Here is a 24,839-nt window from a genome sequence, read left to right on the forward strand (position 1 = left end):
CGCCGAAGTATAGCTAAAAAGTTCAACCTCTGCCAGTTAAAGACGGATTAACGGCAGGGTTATTAATAGTTTATAAATGGGGACAGAGCAAAGGGTTTACAAGGCCTTACGCGCCAAGAGTTGCGCCAGCTGTTGTTTCTCTTCGTTAGTCAGTGGTCGCTCACGCGAGAGACGTGTCAATTCAGCCAATTCGTGCTCGTATTTACGTGATAATAAGCGCCCCATGGCATCATCCAGCAACACCTTGGCATCGACATTGTCGAGCACTGGATCGACCTGTGAGATCTCATTGAGCATTAGCAGATTGGGCGCCATTTCTGGGTCACGCTGCCAATCCAACAGCAGCGTACCTAGGCTAGCATCGGGAGTGGTCTGCAGGTAGCTGAGCAACTGCCTAAGCAGCGATATATTCTCAACGTAGAGCCCTTCCAATTCAGTCGCCTGAACCACCTGATGCGCTAAGTCAGGACGGTGCAGCAGTATCGAGATTGCAGAGTTAACCAAGTTGATCTTAGTACTGATACCCGATCTCACCGGCCCTGAAGCTTGTGAAGTCTGAGAGGAGTAAGAATCTGAGTAGCTCGGCTCCGATTCGAAATAGCGCGGATGCTGATACTCACCCGAGTCATAATCCGGCATCGACTCTGGCTTATACGAGGGTTTGGGTCGAGCGGCAGGCTCAGGCGCGATCGTCTCCACTTTGGAGTGCAGGTTAGCGATAGTATCCAACTGTTCTATTGTTAAGCCGGTCATCTCGGCAACCCGATCCAACATCATCTGCTGCAGCACCGAGGTCTGCATGCTACGAATTTTGGGCAGCGCCTGGGTCGAAAATCGAGCTCGACCATCCATAGAAGTGAGATCGATGTTGTCACTCAAGGCTTTAAAGAAATACTCACTGAACGGCAGAGACTCATCCACTCGTGCCGTAAAGGCATCCAGACCTTCACTGCGCACCAGTGTGTCGGGATCTTCACCATCGGGCAGGAATAGAAAACGGGCTGTTAGGCCATCTTTCATAACCGGAACACAGGTATCCAACGCACGCTTGGCCGCTTGACGCCCTGCAGCATCCCCATCAAAACAGAAGATCACTTCGGTCACTATCTTAAAGATGCGCTCGAGGTGAGCTTCAGTGGTTGCAGTACCCAAGGTTGCCACCGACCAGGTTAAACCGTGCTGCGCCAAACTCACCACATCCATGTAGCCTTCCACGATCAGCAGACGCTCTAACGAGCCGGTATGCTGACGCGCCTCATAGAGACCATAAAGCTCTTTGCCCTTATGGAAGGTATCGGTCTCTGGGGAGTTGAGGTATTTCGGTTTTTCGTCCGTTAATACACGTCCACCAAAACCGATCGTGCGACCACGCATATCACGAATAGGGAACATAATGCGATCGCGAAAACGGTCGTAACGACGGCCGCGCTCTTCGTTTTCAACCATCATGCCGGACTTTAGCAGCAGCGAATCAGCATCTTCAGTCTCTTTGGCAATATGTTTCTGCAGATTATCCCAACCCGGAGGGGCATAACCCAATTGAAAACGCGCAGCGATCTGACCACTTAGGCCACGCTCTTTCAGATAGGCTACTGCTTTGGCTTTGTCGCTGTGATTGCGCAACTGCTGTTGATAAAAGGCGTTAGCACTTTCGAGCAGATCAAACTGTTTCTTGACCTGTTTCTCATAAGCCACATCGCGCTGACGATCATGCTCACGCGGCACATCCACACCAACGGTACGCGCTAACTCTTCAATAGCTTCAGGAAAGTTGAGCTTCTCATACTCCATAACAAAACCGAGCGCATTGCCGCCAGCACCACAACCAAAACAGTAGTAGAACTGCTTATCAGGACTGACTGAAAACGACGGGGATTTCTCTTTATGGAATGGGCAGAGTGCGGAGTAGTTTTTACCGGCACGCTTAAGCTTGATACGCGAATCGATCACATCAACGATGTTTACTCGCGCTAAAAGGTCATCTATGAAGTGCTGCGGAATTCTTCCTGACATTCAACTGCTCGCTGTCTGTTCCAGCGAACACTCTATCAGAGTTTCGCTTTGACCTTACCTGAAACGGCTCCCATGTCGGCACGACCTTGAAGTTGCGGCTTGATGATGGCCATTACTTGGCCCATCGCCTGCATGCCGGAAGCATCGGTTGCAGCAATTGCTGCATCGATAATTGCATCGATCTCTACATCACTGAGAGGCTGCGGCAAGAAAGTTTTAATCACCTCCGTCTCTTGCTGCTCCTTTTCCGCCAGTTCAGGACGCTCAGCCGCCTGATACTGGGCAATCGAGTCTTTGCGCTGCTTGACCATCTTGTCTAGCACCGCGAGCACGCGATCATCATCAAGTTCGATGCGCTCATCCACTTCGATGCGCTTTAACTCAGCCAGCATCAATCGGATCGTTCCAAGACGCACTTTATCTTTAGCGCGCATTGCAACCTTCATTTCATCAGTAATCTGACTCTTCAATGAAGACATCTCAATAACCTAATCTATCGTTTACTACAAAGACTCGACCACAAGGAATCTAGTCTGCGTCTTTACTTAATTAGTAAAGGCGAACGCGACGAGCGTTTTCACGCTGAAGCTTTTTAGCGTGACGCTTAACTGCTGCTGCAGCTGCACGCTTACGAGCAGTTGTTGGCTTTTCGTACGCTTCACGTTTACGAACTTCAGCTAGGATACCTGCTTTTTCGCAAGAACGTTTGAAACGACGTAGTGCAACGTCAAATGGCTCGTTATCTTTAACTTTAACGGCTGGCATGTTTTCCAATTACCTTTCAAGTTTGGTTTAAATTAACCTCGGACGTAATTTTCCGAGGGCGCCAAATAATACAGAGCACCACAGCTGATGTAAAGCAATTTAACGCTTCACTAACTAGCCAGATTTCTGAATAATATGAGGCACCATTAATAGCACTGATTAAGGCCAGCTCTGAATGCTTGTACTCGGTATTGAAACCTCCTGTGATGAAACCGGCGTAGCGCTCTATGACAGCGAACGCGGCCTTTTAGGTGACGCGCTCTACTCGCAAGTAGAGATGCACGCCGAGTATGGTGGCGTCGTACCAGAACTCGCCTCGCGAGATCACGTGCGCAAGCTAATCCCACTGATTAGAGAAGTCTGTAAAGAGGCAGAGTGTACGTTGCACTCTATTGATGCCATTGCTTATACGGCTGGCCCCGGTCTAATTGGTGCCCTGATGGTCGGTGCCTCTACCGGTCGGGCATTGGCTCTAGCTCTAGGTATCCCTGCGGTGGGCGTCCATCATATGGAGGGCCACCTATTAGCCCCGATGCTAGAGGAGACACCGCCCAGCTTTCCTTTTGTCGCGCTTTTAGTGTCAGGTGGCCACACCCAGCTCGTCAGCGTCAAAGGGATCGGCGAATACTCACTGCTGGGCGAATCTTTGGATGATGCAGCCGGCGAAGCCTTTGATAAAGCGGCCAAAATGATGGGGCTGGACTACCCTGGTGGCCCGCTGATCGCCAAACTGGCCGAAAATGGCAACAGCGATCGCTATACTTTCCCAAGACCGATGACCGATCGTCCTGGGCTCGATTTTAGCTTCTCAGGTTTAAAGACCTTCACCTTGAACACCGTCGAAGCAGCAAAACGCGAAATGGGCGAACTGGATCAACAAACCTCAGCTGACATTGCGGCCTGTTTTGAAGATGCCGTGGTCGATACATTGGCGATTAAGTGTCGCCGTGCGATTCAACAGACCGGTTTTAAAGAGCTGGTGATCGCAGGTGGTGTTAGCGCCAACAAAAAACTTCGTAAAAAATTGGGCGATATGGCCAAAAAAGAGGGCGCTAAACTCTTCTACGCCCGCCCCAAGTTCTGTACCGACAACGGCGCGATGATTGCCTATGCAGGCACTCAGCGCTTGATGGCTGGAGAGCGTTCACCGCTCGCCATTACAGCCCAGCCACGCTGGCCAATGGAGACACTGCCAGCCCTTGGTTCAGTTGGAGAGGTGCAATGATGGACACTATCTTTATAAAAAATCTTAGATTCGAAGCGATCATCGGCATCTATCCGCATGAGCGGACAGAACTTCAGCCTATGGTGATCAATTTAGAGATGGCCAACGACATTCGTGACGCGGCCAAGAACAATGATTTAGAGGCCTCTATCAATTACGCCGCCGTCAGTGAAGCGGTTATCCAGTTCTGCCAAGAGGCCAAAGCGGAGCTACTAGAGACGCTCGCCGAAAATCTATCCGAGTTCTTAATGGCTCAATTCAATATTCCTGGACTGCGTCTTGAAATCGGCAAACCGATCGCCGTAGCTGAAGCGGAACTGGTCGGCGTTCGAATTGCTCGCGGAGTAAGTTTCTAGTGCACCACATTCTGCTCGGCGTCGGTAGCAACCATCATGCTGAATCCAACATTCGCGCCGGCCTAGAGCAGCTCACTCACTTTTGCAGCAACATCGAACACTCACCCTGCTATCGAAGCTCCGCCATCGATCCTACTCAACCCGACTACCTCAATCTCGTCACCAAAGCTGAAACAGAACTAGACCAAGAGTCCTTGATTAGTGCACTGAAGTCGATCGAGATTCAGCAGGGACGAATGAGTGGTCGCTACTGCGCTCTCGACATCGACCTGCTCTGTTTTGACCAAGAGATCGTCGAATCTGAACAGTTCAACCTGCCACACAAGGACCTAGAAAACTACGCACACGTGTTACTGCCAGCCGCCGATCTATGCCCAAACCAGCAACACCCAACGCTTGGTTATACCTTTATTGAATTATGGAATAAAAAAAGGGATCAGTTGCTTGAAAATCAATCCCTTTACCCGCACTCTTTATAGATCAGAAATAAGATAAAACCTTACATTTCAGAGGTCTACTTCGGTGCTAAACCTGTTCTGGATCCCCCTACTGACACTCATAGGGGTGTTCGTTTCACTTTCTGCCAACAAGGTGTCGAGAACGGCCTGTGCGTTTGCGACGGCCGCACTGCCAGCGGTCGCTTTGGTTATCCTGATCTCATACACACCCTCGGTACTCGATGGCGAGCGCTTTGTTGAGCGATTCGAATGGATTCCAGCAGCCGGATTAGAACTCGCCTTCCGACTCGATGGGTTTGCACTGCTGTTTGCCCTGTTGATCTTAGGCATCGGCCTTCTTGTTATCCTCTATGCTCGTTACTACCTCTCCGAGCAGGACAACATGCCGCGCTTCTATGCGATGTTGATTCTCTTTATGACTGCGATGCTGGGTATTGTGCTGTCAGAGAACCTGATTCAACTCTGGCTATTTTGGGAACTGACCAGCATCAGCTCCTTCTTGTTGATCAGCTTCTGGAATCACAAGAGCGAAGCGCGCAAAGGTGCTCGCATGGCACTGACCATTACTGGAATGGGTGGTTTGGCGTTGTTTGCAGGCATTTTGCTGATTGGCCAGGTAGTCGGCAGCTACAACCTGACGGATGTATTGTCTCAAGGGGATCTAATCCGCGGCTCTGAGCTCTACCCCTATATTCTAGTCCTCGTGCTTTTGGGTGCTTTTACAAAGTCGGCACAGTTTCCATTCCACTTCTGGCTGCCCCACGCAATGGCGGCGCCGACACCGGTCTCCGCTTATCTACACTCAGCAACCATGGTGAAAGCGGGCATCTTTTTGATGGCTCGACTCTACCCGGCACTTGCGGGTACCGATATGTGGTTCTTGATTGTCACCTTGACCGGTCTTGCCACCTTGCTGGTTGGCGCTTACATGGCTCTGTTTAAGCACGATCTTAAGGGGCTTCTCGCCTACTCCACTATCAGTCACTTAGGTCTGATCACGCTACTACTCGGTTTAAACTCAAAGCTTGCGGCGGTCGCTGCTACCTTCCACATCATTAACCACGCGACCTTTAAAGCCTCACTGTTCATGGCAGCGGGCATCATCGATCATGAGACGGGTTCACGGGATATGCGCAAGCTGAACGGCTTGTGGAGATACATGCCTCACACAGCAATGCTAGCGATGGTCGCGGCACTGGCCATGGCAGGGGTACCGCTACTGAACGGCTTCTTGTCCAAAGAGATGTTCTTTGCAGAGACCCTACAGCAGGGGTCACTGGGTGCGCTCTCATGGATTCTGCCTGTTCTAGCGACTGTTGCCGGTATCTTTTCGGTTGCCTACTCGTTGCGCTTCATTCATGACGTCTTCTTTAACGGTGAACCGATCAATCTTCCTAAGACACCGCATGAGCCTCCACGCTACATGAAGATTCCGGTCGAGATACTGGTCGCACTCTGTTTTGTCGTGGGTATTGCCCCTGGTCTGGTAGTTGCAGAGATTCTACACAGCGCTGCAACCTCTCTGCTGCAAGGCGAGACGCCCTACTACAGCTTGGCCATATGGCACGGATTTAACTTCCCACTGCTGATGAGTTTCATTGCACTGTTGGGTGGCATTGTCGTCTACGCGACCCGTAAGCAGTTGTTTGAGTTTCAGGCGCAATTCCCTGAACGAGACGCTAAAGCGATCTTTGATCAAAACATCAAGCGCATTGTGGATGCTGCCACAAGAATTTACGGCACACTTGAGAACGGATCGCTGCAACGCTACACCATGCTGTTCATCTTGAGTGTTGCGCTCTTTACGACGGTTCCAATGACGAAGCTGATCAATTTAGAGGGAGCACGCCCACTGCTGCCGGTCGATGGTATTAGCATCGTCGCTACCATCATTTTGGTCGTCTCCACACTGGTGACGCTGATCTGGCACCGCAAACGGATGATCGCACTGATTGCTGTCTCGGTCGTCGGCTTAATCGTCTCGCTTATCTTTGCCCGCTTCTCAGCACCTGACCTAGCACTGACTCAACTCTCAGTTGAAGTGGTCACGGTGATACTGTTGATGCTCGCACTCTTCTTCTTACCACAGGTCACTGCAAAAGCCGCTAGCCCCTCATCGGTGGTACGTGATCTTGGTTTGGCAACCCTGATTGGTGGTGTGATGGCAACCATTAGTTACGCCATGATGACGCATCCGCAAACCTCGATCGCCGACTTCTTCATCGCCAACTCAAAAACAGGTGGCGGCGGCACCAATGTGGTCAACGTGATTCTGGTCGACTTCAGGGGCTTTGATACCTTTGGCGAGATCACTGTACTGGGCATTGCCGGTTTAGGTATCTACAAACTGATCGCACGTATGAAACTCTTCATGCCATCAGCTGATCTTAACGGCATACCTTGGAGCAACGATCACCACCCGATGATGCTTGCGACCGTCTCAAGAGCACTGCTTCCTTTAGCACTTTTGGTGTCGGCTTACATCTTCTTACGTGGCCACAACCTGCCAGGTGGTGGCTTTATTGCCGGTCTAGTAACCGCTGTAGCACTGATCCTGCAGTACATCGCCAACGGTGTCGATTTCATGCGCGAACGCTCGAAACTGAACTACCAGTGGCTGATCTCTGTCGGTTTGATCATCGCAGGCGCTACGGGAATGGGCAGCTGGCTGTTTGGCTACCCCTTCTTAAGTTCGTGGTTTGATTACTTCTATCTGCCGGGTATCGGAAAGTTCGAGTTGGCCAGTGCCATGCTGTTTGATCTAGGGGTCTACCTAACCGTCATTGGATCCACCCTACTTATACTCGGGAATCTAGGCGCATTAACGACCCACGCACGTCCAGAGGAGTCTAAATAATGGAGCTATTGATCAGTTTGATTATTGGCCTACTCACCGCTGTGGGGGTATTTCTAGTACTTCGTGGTCGTACTTTCCCAGTGGTACTTGGCTTAACGGTGCTCTCTTACGCTGTGAACCTGTTTATCTTTTCCGCCGGTCGACTCGTCATTGATGGTGCCGCGGTATTGAAATCTGGCCTAGCAATACCGGACCCTGTTCCGCAGGCGCTGGTTCTCACCGCCATTGTTATCGGTTTTGCGATGACCGCCTTCGCGGTCATCCTGGCCATTCGAGCCCGTGCCGACCTAGGTAACGATCATGTCGATGGCCGACTACCAGAACAGAGCGGAGAGCAGAAATGAATCACCTAATCACTCTGCCTATCATTCTGCCGCTTCTGTTAGCCACGCTGCAGCTACTGCCTCTGTTTGAAAAAAGCATTGAGCGCCAACGTGTCATCAGCCTGGTAGGTTCGCTCACTATGGTGATCGTCTCAGTCGCTCTGCTCATGTCAGCATCAGCAGGTAATGTAACGCTTTATGCACTGGGTAACTGGGATGCGCCGTTCGGCATCCAGCTAGTTGGAGATCGTCTATCGAGTCTGATGGTTCTGCTGACCTCTGTTCTGTTATTGGCCGCCAATCTCTATGCCAGCGCAGGTGACGATAACCAAGGGCGCTACTTCTACCCATTGATGATGTTCCAAGCGATGGGGATCAACGGTGCTTTTCTGACAGGGGATATATTCAACCTATTCGTCTTTTTTGAGATCCTGCTGATCGCCTCTTACTCTCTACTGATTCACGGTGGCGGAAAACACAAAACCAGTGCAGCTGTGCACTATGTTTTCCTGAACCTTGTCGGCTCTGCGATCTTTCTGTTTGCGTTAGGCATCATCTACGGCACGCTCGGCACCCTAAACATGGCCGATATGGCGCTGCGAGTACGTGAGCTTAATGAGTCTGAGATTCAACTGACTAAGATTGGCGGCATGATGCTGCTCTCGGTGTTCGCTCTGAAAGCGGCGCTACTGCCTCTACAATTTTGGCTGCCAAGAACCTACGCATCGGCCCCAGGCCCCGTTGTGGCGCTCTTTGCCATCATGACCAAAGTGGGCATCTACTCAATCATTCGCGTTCAAAACCTGATCTTTGGTGACAGCGCTGGTGCTCTAACCGATCTAGGACAGGATTGGCTCTGGGTATTGGCGCTCGGCACACTGGTGATGGCAACTCTGGGGGTTATTTCAGCACCGAGCGTGAAACGTCTAGCCGCTCACTTAGTCATTTTGTCTGTCGGCACGCTGTTGGTGGCCGTCGGTTTTGGCAGTGCAAACTCGCTATCAGCAGCGCTCTATTACGCCGTTCACTCTACGCTAGCGGGCGCTGCTTTCTTCCTAATCGGGGACATTATCGCTGAGCAGCGTGAACGCTCGTTTGACCGAATCGTGGCCGGTCGCTCTTTGGCGCAGCCGATGGGCATTGGGATACTCTTTTTCATTGCAGCTCTAACTCTGATCGGCATGCCACCACTGTCGGGCTTTATTGGTAAGTTTTTGATCATGAAGTCGATCGACAGCAGCTCGGCACTGGTCTGGGCTTGGCCGCTGTTATTGATCGGCAGTTTGGCAGCACTGGTCGCCTTTTCACGCGCAGGATCGACACTGTTTTGGCGCTCCAACGGTAAACCGGATAGCAGCAAGGCCTCAGCAACGCGTAAATTTATTGCGGTCGGCATACTGCTGAGCGCTGCACCGTTGATGAGCCTATTTGCCGGCCCAATCACCCAGTACACAGACGCAACTGTTGAGCAGTTACGAGCGTTTGAGCAGGACCCGACACAGATTATGGCTAAAGGAGTGCAACGATGAGTTTCGTACGATCTTGGCTACCACGCCCCTTCTTATCACTGGTTCTGTTAATTGTCTGGTTGCTGATGAACAACAGTTTCTCGCTCGGGCAAATAGTGCTGGGGTTGATCCTAGCCTTGGGAATCCCACTACTGACAGAACCTCTACAGACTCAACAGATGGCGGTTAAGAGACCGCTAAAACTGATCAGATACATTCTGGCATTACTGTGGGATATCGTGGTCGCCAATCTTGCGGTAGCCAAATTGATTCTAGGGCCAACCAAAGCACTGCAACCTGGTTTTATCGCCTACCCGCTTAACTTAACGGGGGATCTCCCGATCACCCTGCTTGCCTCAACCATATCACTGACGCCTGGAACCTTGAGTGCCGAAGTGAGCAAGGATCGAGAGTGGCTTTACATACACGCCCTTGATCTTCCCGACGAGCAAGCGTTGATTGATGAGATTAAACAGCGTTACGAGACCCCGCTGAAGGAGATATTCCAATGTTAGAGATCAGCCTTAAAATCGTTCTCGTCATGATCAGCATCGCTCTTATCATGAACACTTACAGTTTAGTCAGAGGCCCCTCGTTGCCCGAGCGCATTCTGAGCTTGGATACGCTCTACATTAACAGTATTGGTTTGATTCTGATCTATGGCATTGTGCAAGCCAGCTCCATCAACTTTGAAGCCGCACTGTTAATCGCCATGCTTGGCTTTGTCAGCACGGCCGCGCTCTGCAAATACCTTCTGCGCGGCGATATCATTGAGTAAGGGATAGGACAGAAGAACTATGAATTTTGCGATTGAACTGATCCTATCTCTGCTACTACTGCTAGGAGGATCGTTAATTCTGATTGGCTCACTGGGTCTGATTCGTCTTCCTGACGTTTACACTCGTTTGCACGCGCCTACAAAAGCGACCACCCTCGGTATGGGTGCGATCTTGATTGCATCAATGCTATTCACTCTGTTCGATCAGGGTTCATTAAGTGTGCAGCAACTCTTGATCACGCTGTTCCTGTTCATCAGCGCCCCTTTGACAGGGCACCTGTTAGCCAAAACAGCCATGCATCAGCGCTTAAAACAGATCGACAAGACCAAAAACGCGGAACTGATTGAAGTAGCTAGGGATCGAGAAGCCCCCAATCACTCTTCGGATTGAAGCAAGGCTAGGCTCGATGTAACCAACTGCTCACCGGCCTCTAATCGACGGTGAGTATCTTCGATGGATCGATCCTTAGGGTAGATCGCTTTTGCTTGATCAATCAGCGCTAGCGCACCCTCCTCATCCCCAATATTCTGACGAGCAATCGCCACATCTCTATAGAGTTGAATATCCGGTATCTGTTCAAGATAAGCTTCGCCCCACTCAATAAAGCCCAATACAGCATTCTGATCTTGATGCTCTATCGCACCATAGAGTGAAGAGCGCATTACAAAGTACTCACCCAACTCTTTAAAGTAGACATTGTTGAGCGCGAACCTCAAATGGGTGGGCTCAGTGCCGCGATGTTTGTAGTACTGCATGATTCCGGTCTGCGACAACAGCGAGTGAACCAAAAAGAGCACCATAATCGGCACAATGACTAGTGGACTACCTTTCAAAAGAGCGGTCGCACCCAGCGAGAGTTTGACCGGTTTGATAAGAGTGCGGTGCGAGAAGAGCACGGCTAACAGCAGTGTCAGTAGAATCCAGTGGTATGTTGAAATATAAAAAGGTAACTCTGTCTGGGTATGCAGAGCGATGGGTAATAGCAGTGCGGCAAGCGCCAACCCCTCTCCCCACCCTAAACGGATCAACTGCAACACAACCCCTAAGACCGCGATACCAATGGCCAGCAGTGCGACCAAGCCGCCCTCGTCCATCCAAAACAGCAGTTCATTGTGAGGATGGGAGAATCGAGGACTTCCATCGACCGCTGAAGCGTCCGTTGTCTGATAGTAGGTGACACGCTCTTTTTGGAATTCAGACTGGAAGCTACCGATGCCGTGACCAAACAGCGGCGAGCGCTCAAAAACATCATAGGCGATACGATAGATATGAGGACGAGCATCCTTACCCTCCTCAGCCAGTTTTTCGATCTTGTTGTAGGCCTGCAGTGCACCATCATTGGCTTGATAACCGGCAATAGCTCCGGTTCCCAGCGTGAACGCCAACGCAATCGCCAATAGCGGCTGACTGATTAACGCTTTAATGCGCCCAACACAGATTAACAACAGCGCTAGCACAGCACCGATCAAACCGACCCTAGAACCGGATGCGGCGACCTCTAGTGACGCTAGAAACAGCGTCAGAAAGAGCGCTGATTTTTGCGGCCAGCGCTGTTCACTGAAGGTTTTCGTAGTCGCTAACCAGAGTGCCAGCGCCACTGCCGTTGCCATCAATGAGGCTTGTAAATTGGGTTGCTGGAACATCCCCAGCAGCCGATTGCCCGATGAGATAGGCACCCAACCTCTAAACAGTGGGTGTGAAATCATCTGTACCAGGCCGACCAGAGCATGAATCAACATCGACGCCAATAACAGATAGAGCAACTGATTCATCTGTTGCTCACTGAGTCGATACTGCAACACGGAGAACCAGAGCGCGATACCGCCAAACACCACACCGAGTCGAATTAGCCACTCGCCGGGGCGATCCATGCCGGATACAAACCCCGTCAGGTAGAGCCCTATCGGCATCGCCAAAATTAACCAAAGGTAGTTTGGACGCACCCATTCACCAGACTCTATAATCTTAAAAATGGCGCCCGCAATGATAAAGAGCACCGGCAACCAGACCACCGCATTAAACGGTAGATTCAACCCTTCACCACCTAAATTGTCCTGGTAATAGAAGGGCGCAACCAGAAACAGCAGGCTCAAAAGAATCGTTAAAACCTTAGATGCACGACTCTCATCTGAATCTTGGCCCAATAGTTGCATGTGATCTCCGTAAGTTTGGGTAAATAGCTGATGACTATTAAGTAATAGCACATGTAAGAAAATTGTCGTGCTTTTATGCTTATAATGACAGTTATACCTATAAAGTAGATTTATTGATTAAGGAAATTCAATGCTCTCTAAAGTGATCATCCCCGTTGCCGGCCTAGGTACTCGAGTTCTTCCAGCCTCTAAAGCCATTCCGAAAGAGATGCTGCCCGTCGTCGATAAACCAGTTATCCAACACGTCGTGGAAGAGGCCGCACGCGCAGGATTTCGCCAGATTGTTTTGGTGACACGCTCGGGCAAAGAGTCGATCGAGAACCATTTCGATGCCAACTACGAGCTAGAGCAGATGCTTGCGCTTAAGAATAAGACTGCTCTTTTGAATGCGGTAGAGAACTCACTACCAAAGGGCATCGAGGTCATCTCTGTGCGCCAACCTAGTGCAAAAGGCTTGGGGCATGCCGTGTTGTGTGCTGCCCACGTGATTGGTTCAGAGGACTTTGCCGTCATGCTGCCCGATATGGTGATTGACGATGAAGGTCTTGCCAGTGACTTCTCTGAGATGGTGAAACGTTACCAGAAAAACGGTTCAGGCCAGATCATGGTAGAGGGCGTGCCACAGGAACATGTTGATCGTTACGGTATCGTTGATTGCGGCGGCCAACAGTTGACCGCCGGCACAGGCGCCCCAATTCATGGCATGGTTGAGAAACCACCCGTCGATCAAGCGCCATCAAACCAAGCGATTGTCGGTCGTTACATTCTGCCTAACCGTGTGATGGAGCTGTTGAAGACGACACAACCCGGTGCCGGCGGCGAAATCCAACTAACCGATGCGATGCTAGAGCTACTATCAGAGTCAACAATGGAGGCCTACAGCATGCGTGGTACCGTCTATGACTGTGGTAACAAAGCGGGTCTTCTACAAGCTAACCTTGCATTCGGTTTGAAACACCCTGAAACCGCTGATGCGATGCGCGACTTCCTAGCTAAGAAGCAACTCTAAGAGGTCGATATGACTCAAGCTTGGTCGAAACTGGAACAATCAGCTGCACGTCTGAGTGCACAGCATCTTCGTGAATTGATCGATACCGATCAACGCTTTGAAACACTGTCGTTCCGACATGAAGGGATGTTGATGGACCTCAGTCGTCAGCGAATCGATGCTCAGGTGATGAGTGAGCTACTTGCACTGGCCAACGAGAAGCAGCTTCCGTCAGCCATCAAAGCGCTGTTACAAGGTGAACACGTCAACAATACGGAAGATAGAGCGGCGCTTCACTCTGCCCTTCGTCTACCTAAAAGTGCACAGCTCCAAGTCGATGACCAAGATGTTGTCAGTGATGTTCACAAAACTTTGGATCGCATGGAGCAGTTTGTTAACCAGATTCATCAGGGGCAGTGGCGTGGCTACACGGGGAAACCGATCACCGACGTTGTCAACATCGGTGTCGGGGGCTCTGATCTTGGGCCGTTGATGGTGTGTGAAGCGACCCACCAGTTCCGACCAGAAGCGTCATTGAACATCGGTTTGCACTTTGTCTCCTCTATGGATGGCAGTCAGCTCTCGAATCTTTTGCTCGAGCTGGATTCTGAAACCACTCTATTTGTTCTGTCGTCTAAATCCTTTGGCACCATTGATACGCTAGCTAACGCGGCAACTGCGGTGGATTGGCTACAAGAGCGTAGCGGTTTAAATCGCGAGCTACTGATCAAACAGCACTTTATTGGCGTCACTGCCGCTCCCGAAAAAGCCATCGCGTGGGGCCTTTCTGAAGAGACACTGCTGGAGTTTTGGGAGTGGACCGGCGGGCGCTACTCTCTCTGGTCCGCGATCGGCCTACCGATTGCTATCAGCATAGGGATGCAGGGCTTCCGTGATCTGCTGGCTGGTGCACACAGCATGGACAAACATTTCGAAGAGGCGGAGTTTGCCTATAACCTTCCGGTTCTTCTGGCGCTGATCGGTATCTGGAACATCAACTTCCAGGACATTCATGCCCATGCGATCTTGCCGTATGACGGTCGATTAGCCCATCTTCCCGCTTATCTAGAGCAGTTGGAGATGGAGAGTAACGGCAAGAGTGTTGGCATTGATGGAAACTCGATTGCACAGCGTACCTGTCCGATTCTTTGGGGTGAAATTGGCCCGAATGCACAGCATGCGTTTTACCAGCTTCTTCACCAGGGTACTGAGCGTGTGATGTGTGACTTTATTGTCCCTGCACGCCGCTACGTCGATCGTGAGAGCTCACTGCAAGAGCAGCACCAACTGGCGCTGGCCAACTGTTTAGCTCAAGCTCGAGTGCTTGCGCTAGGCGATGCAGCGCTGACCGATGGTGTTGAGCGTCCAGCCTGGCAACGCTACTTCGGCAACCAGCCCAGCACGGTTCTGATGCTGGATGAGCTAACGCCTTACAACTTAGGCAGCCTGATTGCCCTCTATGAACACAAGGTCTACGTCCAAGCAGTTATCTGGGGCATCAACCCATTTGACCAGTGGGGTGTTGAGCTGGGTAAAAAAGTGGCGAACGATCTAATTACTGCACTCAACCAAAGTGCCGACCATCAGTACGACCCGGCTACCGAGGGACTTCTGAATGAGATTCAAAATTTGCGAGGTAATGGACAATGAAGATCAGCGTTTGGGGACACGAACTCAGCGCATGGATTGCCCGTGCGCAATTGGCTGCCTATGGTAATGACATCTACCACGCGGTCGCCGATAACGAACCCATTGAGAGCCACCTGCGATCTGAGCCAGGACTTCTTACCAGCATCCAAGCAGCCGAGTTTAATCAGCGTCTGATTATCGACCCTCATAAAGCCCTAGAGTCCGATGTTCACTGGATAGCCATGGAGTCGAGCGCTTTCGATGAAGCGAAAACGCTGGTCGAGCGTTTAGCCGAATCTGACAAACCTCTGCTTCTGATTAACCAGAGTAACTTTGGGGTTGGCGCCAGCGATGAGCTGCAGTCGATGCTGGATGAGAGCAAAGGGCAGTACGTCGTCTACTTCCCCGATGTATTGCAAGCAGGCCAAGCGATGCAGCAGTTTGCCAACCCTCAGGCTCTACTGATCGGCAGTGAGCACGAGGTAGCAACAGATCTACTGCTAAGCCTGTTACGCCCCTTCCACCTAGGGCAGAGAGCCATTCAACGCATGACACGCCGTGAGGCCGAGTTCGTTAAGTATGCGATCACCGGTATCTTGGCGCTCCGTCTAGGCTACATCAACGAGATGGCGGGACTGTGCGATCAACTGGGTATCGATATTGATGCGATTCGCCGTGGCATGACGACCGATGTGCGTATCGGTAGCCACTACCTGCAACCAGGCTCTGGATTTGGTGGTCAGCAGTTCACCCAATATCTAGAAGGACTATCAACACTGCTCAGTGAACAGAAGGGCTCTGTCTTTGTCGACACCCTACTGCAGCAGAATGAGGTCAATAAAGAGTGGCCATTTAGAACCCTGTGGCAACACTATCAGTGTGACCTAAGTAACAAGACCTTTGCTATCTGGGGAGTTGCATTCAAGCCAGGTGTGGCCGACGTTGAGACCTCACCCGCACTGCGCGTCATCGATGCACTGTTGGCGCAGGGGGCTAAACTACAGATCCATGATCCTGAAGCGCTACAGACACTAGCCGCGCGCTATCCAGGCAACCAGCAGATACAACTGATGACGCATAACTACGACGCCTGTGAGGGCGCCGATGCGCTGTTGGTACTGACGGCCTGGCCAGAGTACGCATCACCCGACTTCAATCGCATCGCCTCCCAGTTGGAGAATCCTCTTATCATTGATGGGCGCAATCTGTATGATCCAAACCGCGTCCAATCAGCAGGCATAACCTACTACTGTATGGGACGCAGCTGTTTAACCAACGCCTAATTTCAAAAGGTTGCTGTGACCGATAAAAAGATTGAACACGCCCAGCTGAACTGGCGTGACGAACAACCCGAGTCGACTCAGTTTGGTGATATCTACTTCAGTGTTGAAGATGGTATCGCCGAGACTGAGCATGTGTTCATTCAATCCAATCAGCTTCCAGAGAGACTAGCATCACTCGACAAGCCAATGTTCACCATTGGTGAAACCGGATTTGGTACCGGACTTAATTTCCTAGTAGCTCGTCACCATTTTTTAACGACGGCTAAACCGCAGCAAACACTGCACTTCATCAGTTGTGAAAAGTACCCAATGCGCCTCGCTGATCTTAAGCGCGCATTGACACCCATTGGTGCAAAAGAGCCGTTCGCAGAGGGCGTTGATCAACTGGTGAGGCTATGGCCTGCTGCTCTACCTGGGTTTCACCAATTAAGCTTCGACAACGGGCGAATTCAGTTATGGCTCCTATTCGGCGATGCAGCCCAACAACTGTCGCAGATCGACGCCAGAGTGGATGCATGGTTCTTAGATGGGTTCGCTCCGTCAAAAAACCCTGAGATGTGGCACGAAGGTCTGTTTAAACAGCTGGCCAGATTGAGCAGTGAGAACACCAGTTTTGCGACTTTTACTTCTGCCGGCATCGTTAAACGAGGCCTGCAATCGGTGGGTTTTGAGATCAAAAAGATTCCTGGATTCGGCCGAAAGCGAGAGATGATTCACGGCCAATTTATTCAGGCCAGAGATTCACAGTCGCAGACTAAGCCATGGTTAGCTCGCCCGACTGCTCAAGAGAGAGGCAAAAACTGCGCTGTCATCGGGGCTGGGCTTGCCGGTGCTAGCGTTGCTCACGCATTAGCTGAGCGGGGCATAGAGGTTGATCTCTATGAGCGAGCACCGAAACCCGCAACGGGCGGCTCCGGTAACCCACAAGGGGCGCTCTATGCCAAGTTACCGGCGGTGCCGACTGCGGCATCCCGCGTCCACGCCAACGGCCTGCAGTTCACCGTCAATCAACTCAAGGCATTAAACCTTGATGACCAACAGCACGCCGATCTGTGTGGGGTGTTACAGCTCGCTGTCAGTGAAAAAGATCAAAAACTGCAGCAGAAGTTGATCGAAGCAAACAACTACCCTGAATCGCTGGTTAAACGGGTATCTGCAGAAGAGGCGTCTGAACTGGCAGGTACCGTCACAGAACATTCAGCACTCTATTTTCCAGACGCGGGTTGGGCATCGCCTCCTAAACTGGTCGACTATCTACTCAAACATGACAATATTCGCAGCCACTTTAACTGCCCCATTGAAACCCTTGAGCGTGACGGCAGCCAATGGCTAATCAACGGTGAAGCCTATTCACAGGTGGTTATCTGCAGTGCGTATGAGACAGAGCTACTAACAGGGTTAGCGAAGCTTGATCTGAAGCCTATTCGTGGCCAGACCAGCTGGTGCTCATCCGAAGAGACACCGAACTTAAAAACCGTGGTGTGCGGTGAGGGGTACATTTCACCGGCTCTGAATGGACAGTACTGTTTTGGCGCCTCATTTAAGGTGAATGACACTAGTCAGGATCTGAAACAGGCAGAGCACCAACACAACTTAGATCTTCTTGAACGGGCGCTGCCTGAGCTGTCTGAATCGGTGCAAAACAGAGAACTCTCTGGACGAGCATCGCAGCGAGCAGGGACTCGCGACTACCTGCCGATGGTCGGGGCTTTGTGTGATACAGAGAAATTGGTTGAGCAGTACCAGCGCTTAAGTGTCGATGCCAGTACAGAGTTCAATGACACAGCGCCTTGGCTTGAGGGGCTCTATGTCAGTGTGGGGCATGGCTCTAAAGGGTTGATCACCTGCCCTATCGCAGCGGAGATCATTGCCGCGCAAATCACCCACCAGCCCTACCCCTTAGAGCAGGAGTTGGTGGATATCTTATCGCCACAGCGATTTGCGATCCGCGATCTGATTAGAGCGGCTCATTCAAAAGGCTAATGCGAACCGCTAGTAAGCTTGAGCCAGGTTTAATCAGCTAATCGCTTATTCTGAGGCTTGCTCTGCGTTCTGCTGCTGAATCTTGGCAAGATCTTCAGCAGGGATAATGGTTGTGGTCTCGGTTTTACTGTCGAACATGATCAGCGCTTTACCGGTAAGGATCTGCTCTCTCACCTCTTCGACACGCTCTTCAAGACTCACTTCCTGTTCACCGTAGTCTGTCCCATCACGGGTAACAAACTCTTCGATCATGCCACGTAGGGCATCATCCGAAAGCATATTCGCTGGAACAATCACTACACTCTTCCTAACAACTGGTTAAATTCATTTTCATCTAGCACGCGGATGCCCAACTGCTCTGCTTTGGCCAATTTGGACCCAGCACCGGGTCCTGCGACCACCGCATCCGTTTTGGACGAGACACTGCCAGAGACCTTCGCACCCATCTCTTGAAGAAGCGCTTTCGCTTCACTGCGTCCCATAGTTTCAAGCGTACCAGTAAGCACCCAAGTCTGCCCTTCTAATGGCGCACTGGCGTCGCTGACCCTTCTCTCAGAGTACCAATGCATACCGAACTCAATCAGCTGCGTTTCAAAACGCTGCAACTGTTGGCACCAAGTCTCATCTTGGATCGCTTCTAGGACGCCAGCTGCCGCACGACTACTCAATTTAGGCACAGCTTTAAGCGCATCTTCATCTGCAGCCAAAAGCGCTTCGACTGTTTCAAAATGGGCTGCCAAAGCCTTAGCACCGGTCGCTGCTACACCTTTAATGTTAGACCCCTCAATCAGCTCAGCAAAGCTGACACTGGCCTGCAGCTTGGCGGCAATCTGCTCCTGCTCTTCCAGTTGAATGCCTAACGACAGGAGATCATCCAGAACCTTCTGGTTATGTTCCTCCGCCATAAAGTGGGTAATCTCATGGGCTACTTCCAGACCAATATCTGGAAGAAGGGTCAACGTACGAGACTGCGCCTGACGAATTCGTTCAAGCGTCCCCAAACTTAGCGCTAAAGTTCGAGCCGTCTCTTCCCCTACTTCAGGAATACCGAGGGCATAGATAAAGCGAGCTAGAGAGATGGTTTTAGACTGACCGACCGCATCGATCAGGTTTTGCGCTGACAGCTCAGCATATCCCTCTAGGGTTAACACCTGATCTTTGGTCAGTCTAAACAGATCCGCAGGTGATTTAACCAGCTCACGATCCACCAGTTGTTCAATCGCCTTGTCGCCCAGACCATCAATATCGAGCGCTTTACGAGAGACGAAGTGGATCAACGCCTGCTTTAACTGGGCACTGCAACTGAGGCGCCCAACACAACGGTAGACCGAACCTTCGACTCTCTGCTCCTGTCCTTTGCTGCGCTTAACGAGTTGCACACGCTCTACCTCAGAGCCACACACAGGACAAGCAGAAGGGATAGCAATCGGCTTCTCATCTCCGGTGCGACGATCGGTAGCTACTTTGACAATCTGAGGAATAACATCACCTGCACGGCGAATAACAACCCAATCCCCTACTTTCGCATCCAGTCGCGCGATCTCGTCCATGTTGTGTAGGGTGGCATTACTGACCGTGACTCCACCGACGAATACGGGTTCTAAACGAGCAACAGGGGTCACAGCACCTGTACGGCCAACTTGGAAATCAACATCGAGAAGCTGTGTCACCTCCTCTTGGGCAGGGTACTTAAACGCCGTAGCCCAGCGAGGATCACGTGAGCGGAAACCTAGGGTCTCTTGCACCTCTCGCGAATCGCACTTCAATACCACGCCATCTATGTCATAAGGGAGAGCGTCACGTTTAGCACCCAGAGCCTCGATGTAGTCGAAACAGGCATCCGCGCCCTCAACACGAGCGATTTGATCACTGATCTTGAGGCCCCAGCTATTAATTAACTGCAAGGTCTCATAGTAACTATCAGGCAGCTCATCGGAACCAACGCCCGTTCCATAACAGCAGAAGGTCAAAGGACGACTGGCGGTAATCGATGGGTCGAGCTGACGCAGGCTGCCTGCTGCAGCATTACGCGGATTCACAAAGCTCTTTTGACCCGTCTCACGCGCCTGTTGATTGAGCGCTTCAAACCCAGCCCGCGGCATATAGACCTCGCCACGCACTTCAATACGCTCTGGCCAACCCGCTCCCATCAATTTCAGAGGGACACTTTGAATGGTGCGTACGTTGCTGGTGATATCCTCACCGGTAGAGCCATCTCCACGGGTCGCTGCTCGAACCAACATGCCGTTCTCATAGAGGACGCTGACGGCCAGACCATCCAGTTTTGGTTCAAGCGTAATCGCCAGAGAGGCATCACTCTCCAACCCCTCTTGAGCACGACGGTAGAATGCATGAACCTCATCACGATTGAACTGGTTGCTCAGACTCAGCATAGGGATCTCGTGCACCACCTCGGCGAAGCCACCCTCGGGTTTAGCGCCGACACGTTGTGTTGGCGAATCCGCGGTGACTAACTCAGGGTGGTCTGCTTCGAGTGATTCAAGCTGGCGATAGAGATGGTCATACTCAGCATCCGTGACCGAGGGATCATCGAGTACATAATAGCGATAGGCGTGCTGTTGGAGCTGCTCTCTGAGCTCCAGAATCTGTTGTTCAATCGACATAAGGTTTGGACTTATTTGGATTTGCGAGTACGACGGCTCTTAGCGCGTGAACGAAGCTTGTAGGCCTTCACCAACTCACGATAGTGCTCTTGAGTTTGTGGGCGCATCACTGAACGATCACTGTCGAGCATCTCACCGCCCAGTGCCTTAGCCAACGTCTCCGCCGTGGCCAACATGCAATCAACCGCGTAGGAAGGATCACGTGGTTCGGTCATCGACATAAAGAAGGTGACCGCAGGCGTCTCATGTTCAGCCAAGGTCTCTATGTTGAATGAGCCAGGTTCACCCACATCACTCATGGTAAATTGAATCGGTGAGTGATCACTGTTGTCTTCGTAACGATGGAAAAGATCCATCTGACCAAACTCCATACCACAGCGTTCAACCACGGTTTGAATATGAGCACCCGATAGCGAGCCACCCTTAGGTGCAACGACAAAGACAACTAAGCGGGTTTCTGGATCACTGAGATCAAGTTCACGGAACTGTCGTCCGGTCGATGGAGATGCAGCGGCGACTGCAGCCTCTTGAGTCTCGGAGTCCTGCATAGCATCACTCTGGTCGTTCAGCTCAGGCTCTTCGATCTCTGGCAGCGAGCTCACCAGTGATTCAATATCCTCAAGCGGTTCATCAACGGCATCTACATTAGGCTCAAGAAGCTGATCGAACTCACTGGTCTCTGGTTCGGGCTTTTTGACAGGTGATTTGCGTTTACGAACTGGCTTCTCTTTTTTGGCGCCCGCATCGACCAACTCATGAATTGGGCGATCTAGATCTAGACCAAATAGGTCATCGACGTGACCGACAGGTTGTTCTGCAACGGGTTCAGGCTCTGGCTCTGGCTCTGGCTCTGGCTCTGGCTCTGGCTCTGGCTCTGCAGTCTGTTCGACTGTAATCTCTTGTTCAAGCGCCTCTTCAGGTGACTCGTCAGCAATTTCAACTTCAGGTGCTGCGGGCTCTTCCTGAACGGCTTCCTCTTGGATTGCCTCTTCTTGGACAGACTCTTCTAGAACGGCTTCTTCGATGGGTTGCTCAAGCGTTTCTTCAGGCTCAGTGCTATCTTCAGGCTCAGGACTGTTCTCAAGCTCAAGGCTACTTACAGGCTCAGGACTGCTCTCAAGCTCAGGGCTGTTCTCAGACTCAGGGCTGTCAATAGAGAGCGTCGGCTCACTGGGCTTAAGATTGGTTTTGCGAGGAGCCGATACGATACCTTCATCCGATAGGCTATCAAATGGATCGGGCTCAAGATCATCGACTCGAAGATCAGCGAGAGGGTCATCAATCACTGGCTCAGCTTCAACAGAGGATTGTTCAGGCTGCGCCGTTAGACTATCAAGTGGGTCTTCAGTTTGACTGGCTTGCTGAGCTTCGGCTGCCATTAAGGCATCGATATCGGGGCGCTCAACTTTGCGCTTTACTCGAGCACCCCCGTTAGGCAGTTCAGGATTATGTTTATCGGCAATTTCATCAGTGTCAGTCGATTCAGAGGAGGGATCGATCTTCATGCGGATTCGATTGGAGCCACCGCTGATACGTCGCCATCCATCGACAAGGATAAGCAGAATCAGCACGGCACCTGCCGCCATCAACCAATCTCTTAACTCCATTAAACGCTATCCTTGAACCACTGAAATTTATGCTTTTTGTAAACCCCTACTTTACAACTTCAGAGACCACTATTTCTAGTGGTTGAGACAAACCTTTTGTAGGTATATCAGTGATTTCCGCAATCATATCGCCTGGCTGTGGAGTCACATCACCACTGAGGCTGATTCGGGCGCTGACTGAAACGGTCTCATAACCCGATAGACGGGCTTGAGGTGTCATCGCATTGGCATCACTTAACACCAACTCAACCGGCAAATCGGCCGCCGTTAAACGCACACCTGCCAGTGGCATACCACCCTCTAAAGGACGCGCAACAATGAAGACTGGCGTCTCTGCTGGTACATTAGCGAGCAGTTCAGCAGCCACTGAAACTTTTACGGGTATAGCCGCCATCGCAGGCATTTCGATATCGCTGACATCTTCACCCAAGGCGATTAACTCATTTCGAGCACGCTCAACGCCATTCTGTAACGACTGAGCAGAAACACCATCGGCATTGATTAGCGCTGTTGACCAGAAGCCAATCGCATCGCGATAGGCCTTACGCTCAAAGGCATCGATTCCCAAAATGCCTAGTGCTGTGATTTCGAACGGTTCCGCCGCTAGCGTTTTATCAACTTGGTCACGAACTTCAGGCGTCATGCCACCGGCAACGAAGAACATAGACTGAGCCAACTGCCCCATCACTGTCGCGTACTGAACATCCTGAGGCGTGAGGTAGGCTAAGGTATTTTGATAAGCCTCTAACGCACCCTGATAATCTTGTTGGCCCATCAGCGTGCTGGCTAACAGATACCAACCTTCTGGGTTTGCGGGTTGTAGCTCCAGCTCTTTACGCAGCTGATCAATCGCTTCTTGCAGCGTGGGCTGACGACCATCAAATGGATCTTCAGACATGTTCAGTGCCACTTCTAGCGCTGGTGCACTACCGACTTTGGCGTAAAGCCCTAATGAAGCAACCACCACCACTAACGCGATAAAAGAGGCAGCCATAAACTGTTTAGTTGAGATCGATTCGGAACTGAGCGAACGACTCTCCGTGCTGGCATCAATCAGCAAGTTCTTTTCAAGCTCTGTTTTAAGAACGGCAAAGTCCTCTTGTGACAATGATCCCGATGCGACCTCTTGCTCCAACTCCTGAAGACGATCTTTAAAGACTTCGACGTTATCGCGTTGCGGGTCAGAGGTAACGACCGTATCGACTTTATCTTTGAACTGTTTCCAAACCGGGTAGATAACAAACAGAATTGCTACGACCGATAACAGCGCAATACCCAACCACAAATACAACATTACTCTTTATCCTGTTTTAAAAGCGCATCGAGACGTGCCTGATCATCAGAGCTTAGCGCTGCCTCGCTCACTTTTCGACGCGAACGGCGCTGCCATACAACCGCTAAAATCACTAACACACCAAAGCCCAATACTAAAAACGGCCCATTCCATAGCAACCAAGTCTGACTGTTCATTTTGGGGCGGTAGAGAACAAATTCCCCGTAGCGAGTCACCATAAAATCGATAATCGACTCATCTTCAGCCCCCTCATCGATCATGCGAAACACCTCGGTGCGTAGGTCTTTTGCGATGGGGGAGTCCGAATCGGCAATATTCTGGTTTTGACACTTAGGGCAACGCAGTTCAGCCGCTAAAGCATGAAAACGCTTCTCATCTTCCACTGATTTGAAGTTGTGGGTATCAATGGCTGCGAAGCTGGAGCTCGACAATAGAACCAACAGAAACAGTGCGCGAATCATGAAGCTTCACCCTTGATCGTCTCAATGACGGACGAGAGATCCTGCCAAACTGTTGCATCCACCGCACCAACATGACGGTAACGAATAACACCCTGCTGATCGATCACGTAGGTCTCTGGAGCACCGTAGACCCCTAGATCCAATCCGAGACGACCTTGGGGGTCAAAAACAACCTCTTTGTAAGGGTCTAGATAGCGACGTAACCAATCATTCGCTTTGGTTAAATCGTCTTTATAGTTGATGCCATAAATGGTGACACCCTGGCTGGCCAACTGATTAAGGAAGGCGTGCTCCTCTTTACAGGTGGGACACCAAGTAGCCCAGACATTGACCAGTGCGATGTCGCCTTTAAAATCATCCACCGTCAGCTTGCGGCTTGGATCAGTAACAGAGGTCAATTCAAACTCAGGCATCGGCTTGTTCAACAGTGCTGAGGGCAGTTCGCGAGGATCTAGATATAGGCCCTTCCAAAGAAAGAAGCCTAAACCGATAAAGAGCGCCAGCGGAGCAAATAGAAACAGTTTCTTCATGAC

General features: G+C 51.1%; 23 protein-coding genes. 13 read left to right on the forward strand and 10 right to left on the reverse strand.

Annotated features, from left to right (window positions below):
• Positions 1-96: 96 nt before the first annotated feature.
• The 3 genes from dnaG to rpsU form a co-directional block, all read right to left on the reverse strand.
• A complete protein-coding gene (dnaG, locus tag XMG59_RS03620; protein ID WP_173498229.1) occupies positions 97-2,013 on the reverse strand; it encodes a DNA primase in 1,917 nt (638 codons plus the stop codon).
• A 35-nt stretch (positions 2,014-2,048) separates the two neighbouring features.
• Positions 2,049-2,492 (reverse strand): GatB/YqeY domain-containing protein, encoded by a 444-nt coding sequence (locus tag XMG59_RS03625; protein ID WP_173483871.1) that lies wholly within the window; start codon positions 2,490-2,492, stop codon positions 2,049-2,051.
• A gap of 70 nt (positions 2,493-2,562) precedes the next feature.
• On the reverse strand, positions 2,563-2,778 hold the full coding sequence (gene rpsU, locus XMG59_RS03630) for a 30S ribosomal protein S21 (protein WP_169451420.1): 216 nt from the start codon (positions 2,776-2,778) through the stop codon (positions 2,563-2,565).
• 175 nt (positions 2,779-2,953) lie between these two features.
• Between rpsU and tsaD the strand changes: the two genes are divergently transcribed.
• The 9 genes from tsaD to XMG59_RS03675 are packed head-to-tail and all read left to right on the forward strand — an operon-like array spanning position 2,954 to position 10,674.
• The gene (gene tsaD / locus XMG59_RS03635; protein ID WP_173480407.1) at positions 2,954-4,003 is read left to right on the forward strand and encodes a tRNA (adenosine(37)-N6)-threonylcarbamoyltransferase complex transferase subunit TsaD; all 1,050 of its coding nucleotides are present in this window, start codon (positions 2,954-2,956) and stop codon (positions 4,001-4,003) included.
• A complete protein-coding gene (gene folB / locus XMG59_RS03640; protein WP_173480406.1) occupies positions 4,000-4,359 on the forward strand; it encodes a dihydroneopterin aldolase in 360 nt (119 codons plus the stop codon). The genes tsaD and folB overlap by 4 nt, the downstream gene beginning before the upstream one ends.
• Positions 4,359-4,838 (forward strand): 2-amino-4-hydroxy-6-hydroxymethyldihydropteridine diphosphokinase, encoded by a 480-nt coding sequence (gene folK, locus XMG59_RS03645; protein WP_173483869.1) that lies wholly within the window; start codon positions 4,359-4,361, stop codon positions 4,836-4,838. The genes folB and folK overlap by 1 nt, the downstream gene beginning before the upstream one ends.
• 43 nt (positions 4,839-4,881) lie before the next feature.
• Positions 4,882-7,674, forward strand: coding sequence for a monovalent cation/H+ antiporter subunit A (locus XMG59_RS03650; RefSeq protein WP_173498230.1), 2,793 nt, complete (start codon positions 4,882-4,884; stop codon positions 7,672-7,674).
• Positions 7,674-8,018 carry a Na+/H+ antiporter subunit C gene (locus tag XMG59_RS03655; protein WP_173480403.1) on the forward strand — a complete coding sequence of 115 codons (345 nt, stop codon included), beginning with the start codon at positions 7,674-7,676 and terminating at the stop codon, positions 8,016-8,018. The genes XMG59_RS03650 and XMG59_RS03655 overlap by 1 nt, the downstream gene beginning before the upstream one ends.
• Positions 8,015-9,526, forward strand: a complete 1,512-nt coding sequence (locus tag XMG59_RS03660) for a monovalent cation/H+ antiporter subunit D (RefSeq protein WP_173498231.1) — start codon at positions 8,015-8,017, stop codon at positions 9,524-9,526. The genes XMG59_RS03655 and XMG59_RS03660 overlap by 4 nt, the downstream gene beginning before the upstream one ends.
• Positions 9,523-10,020, forward strand: coding sequence for a Na+/H+ antiporter subunit E (locus XMG59_RS03665; protein WP_173498232.1), 498 nt, complete (start codon positions 9,523-9,525; stop codon positions 10,018-10,020). The genes XMG59_RS03660 and XMG59_RS03665 overlap by 4 nt, the downstream gene beginning before the upstream one ends.
• Positions 10,014-10,283 carry a K+/H+ antiporter subunit F gene (locus tag XMG59_RS03670; protein WP_173480400.1) on the forward strand — a complete coding sequence of 90 codons (270 nt, stop codon included), beginning with the start codon at positions 10,014-10,016 and terminating at the stop codon, positions 10,281-10,283. The genes XMG59_RS03665 and XMG59_RS03670 overlap by 7 nt, the downstream gene beginning before the upstream one ends.
• Before the next feature lie 19 nt (positions 10,284-10,302).
• A complete protein-coding gene (locus tag XMG59_RS03675; protein WP_173480399.1) occupies positions 10,303-10,674 on the forward strand; it encodes a Na+/H+ antiporter subunit G in 372 nt (123 codons plus the stop codon).
• Here the strand turns inward: XMG59_RS03675 and XMG59_RS03680 are convergent.
• Entirely contained in the window at positions 10,659-12,437 is a 1,779-nt protein-coding gene (locus tag XMG59_RS03680) for an O-antigen ligase (RefSeq protein ID WP_173498233.1), read from the reverse strand. The genes XMG59_RS03675 and XMG59_RS03680 overlap by 16 nt on opposite strands.
• A 130-nt stretch (positions 12,438-12,567) precedes the next feature.
• On the opposite strand from XMG59_RS03680, the gene galU reads away from it, so the two are divergent.
• From galU to mnmC, 4 genes are read left to right on the forward strand one after another with little or no spacing between them, the layout of a single operon-like run.
• The gene (gene galU / locus XMG59_RS03685) at positions 12,568-13,446 is read left to right on the forward strand and encodes a UTP--glucose-1-phosphate uridylyltransferase GalU (protein WP_173482860.1); all 879 of its coding nucleotides are present in this window, start codon (positions 12,568-12,570) and stop codon (positions 13,444-13,446) included.
• Positions 13,447-13,455: 9 nt separating this feature from the next.
• Entirely contained in the window at positions 13,456-15,075 is a 1,620-nt protein-coding gene (gene pgi, locus XMG59_RS03690) for a glucose-6-phosphate isomerase (RefSeq protein ID WP_173498234.1), read from the forward strand.
• Complete coding sequence (locus XMG59_RS03695) at positions 15,072-16,337, forward strand: UDP-glucose/GDP-mannose dehydrogenase family protein (protein ID WP_173480395.1); 1,266 nt, start codon at positions 15,072-15,074, stop codon at positions 16,335-16,337. The genes pgi and XMG59_RS03695 overlap by 4 nt, the downstream gene beginning before the upstream one ends.
• A 15-nt stretch (positions 16,338-16,352) precedes the next feature.
• A complete protein-coding gene (gene mnmC, locus XMG59_RS03700) occupies positions 16,353-18,320 on the forward strand; it encodes a bifunctional tRNA (5-methylaminomethyl-2-thiouridine)(34)-methyltransferase MnmD/FAD-dependent 5-carboxymethylaminomethyl-2-thiouridine(34) oxidoreductase MnmC (RefSeq protein ID WP_173483864.1) in 1,968 nt (655 codons plus the stop codon).
• Positions 18,321-18,365: 45 nt separating this feature from the next.
• On the opposite strand, the gene XMG59_RS03705 is transcribed toward mnmC, so the two are convergent.
• Genes XMG59_RS03705 through XMG59_RS03730 form a run of 6 tightly spaced genes read right to left on the reverse strand, consistent with a single transcriptional unit; the run spans position 18,366 to position 24,836 of the window.
• A complete protein-coding gene (locus XMG59_RS03705) occupies positions 18,366-18,617 on the reverse strand; it encodes a YheU family protein (RefSeq protein WP_371731417.1) in 252 nt (83 codons plus the stop codon).
• Positions 18,617-20,944, reverse strand: coding sequence for an NAD-dependent DNA ligase LigA (gene ligA, locus XMG59_RS03710; protein ID WP_173498235.1), 2,328 nt, complete (start codon positions 20,942-20,944; stop codon positions 18,617-18,619). The genes XMG59_RS03705 and ligA overlap by 1 nt, the downstream gene beginning before the upstream one ends.
• An 11-nt stretch (positions 20,945-20,955) precedes the next feature.
• A complete protein-coding gene (gene zipA / locus XMG59_RS03715) occupies positions 20,956-22,551 on the reverse strand; it encodes a cell division protein ZipA (protein WP_173498236.1) in 1,596 nt (531 codons plus the stop codon).
• Between the two features lie 46 nt (positions 22,552-22,597).
• Positions 22,598-23,845: a c-type cytochrome biogenesis protein CcmI gene (ccmI, locus tag XMG59_RS03720; RefSeq protein WP_173498237.1), complete on the reverse strand. Its 1,248-nt coding sequence runs from the start codon at positions 23,843-23,845 to the stop codon at positions 22,598-22,600.
• Positions 23,845-24,306: a cytochrome c-type biogenesis protein gene (locus XMG59_RS03725; RefSeq protein WP_173480390.1), complete on the reverse strand. Its 462-nt coding sequence runs from the start codon at positions 24,304-24,306 to the stop codon at positions 23,845-23,847. The genes ccmI and XMG59_RS03725 overlap by 1 nt, the downstream gene beginning before the upstream one ends.
• Complete coding sequence (locus XMG59_RS03730; RefSeq protein WP_173480389.1) at positions 24,303-24,836, reverse strand: DsbE family thiol:disulfide interchange protein; 534 nt, start codon at positions 24,834-24,836, stop codon at positions 24,303-24,305. The genes XMG59_RS03725 and XMG59_RS03730 overlap by 4 nt, the downstream gene beginning before the upstream one ends.
• Positions 24,837-24,839: the final 3 nt, after the last annotated feature.

It is taken from the genome of Marinobacterium sp. xm-g-59, from assembly GCF_013283315.1.
Taxonomy (GTDB): domain Bacteria; phylum Pseudomonadota; class Gammaproteobacteria; order Pseudomonadales; family Balneatricaceae; genus Marinobacterium_E.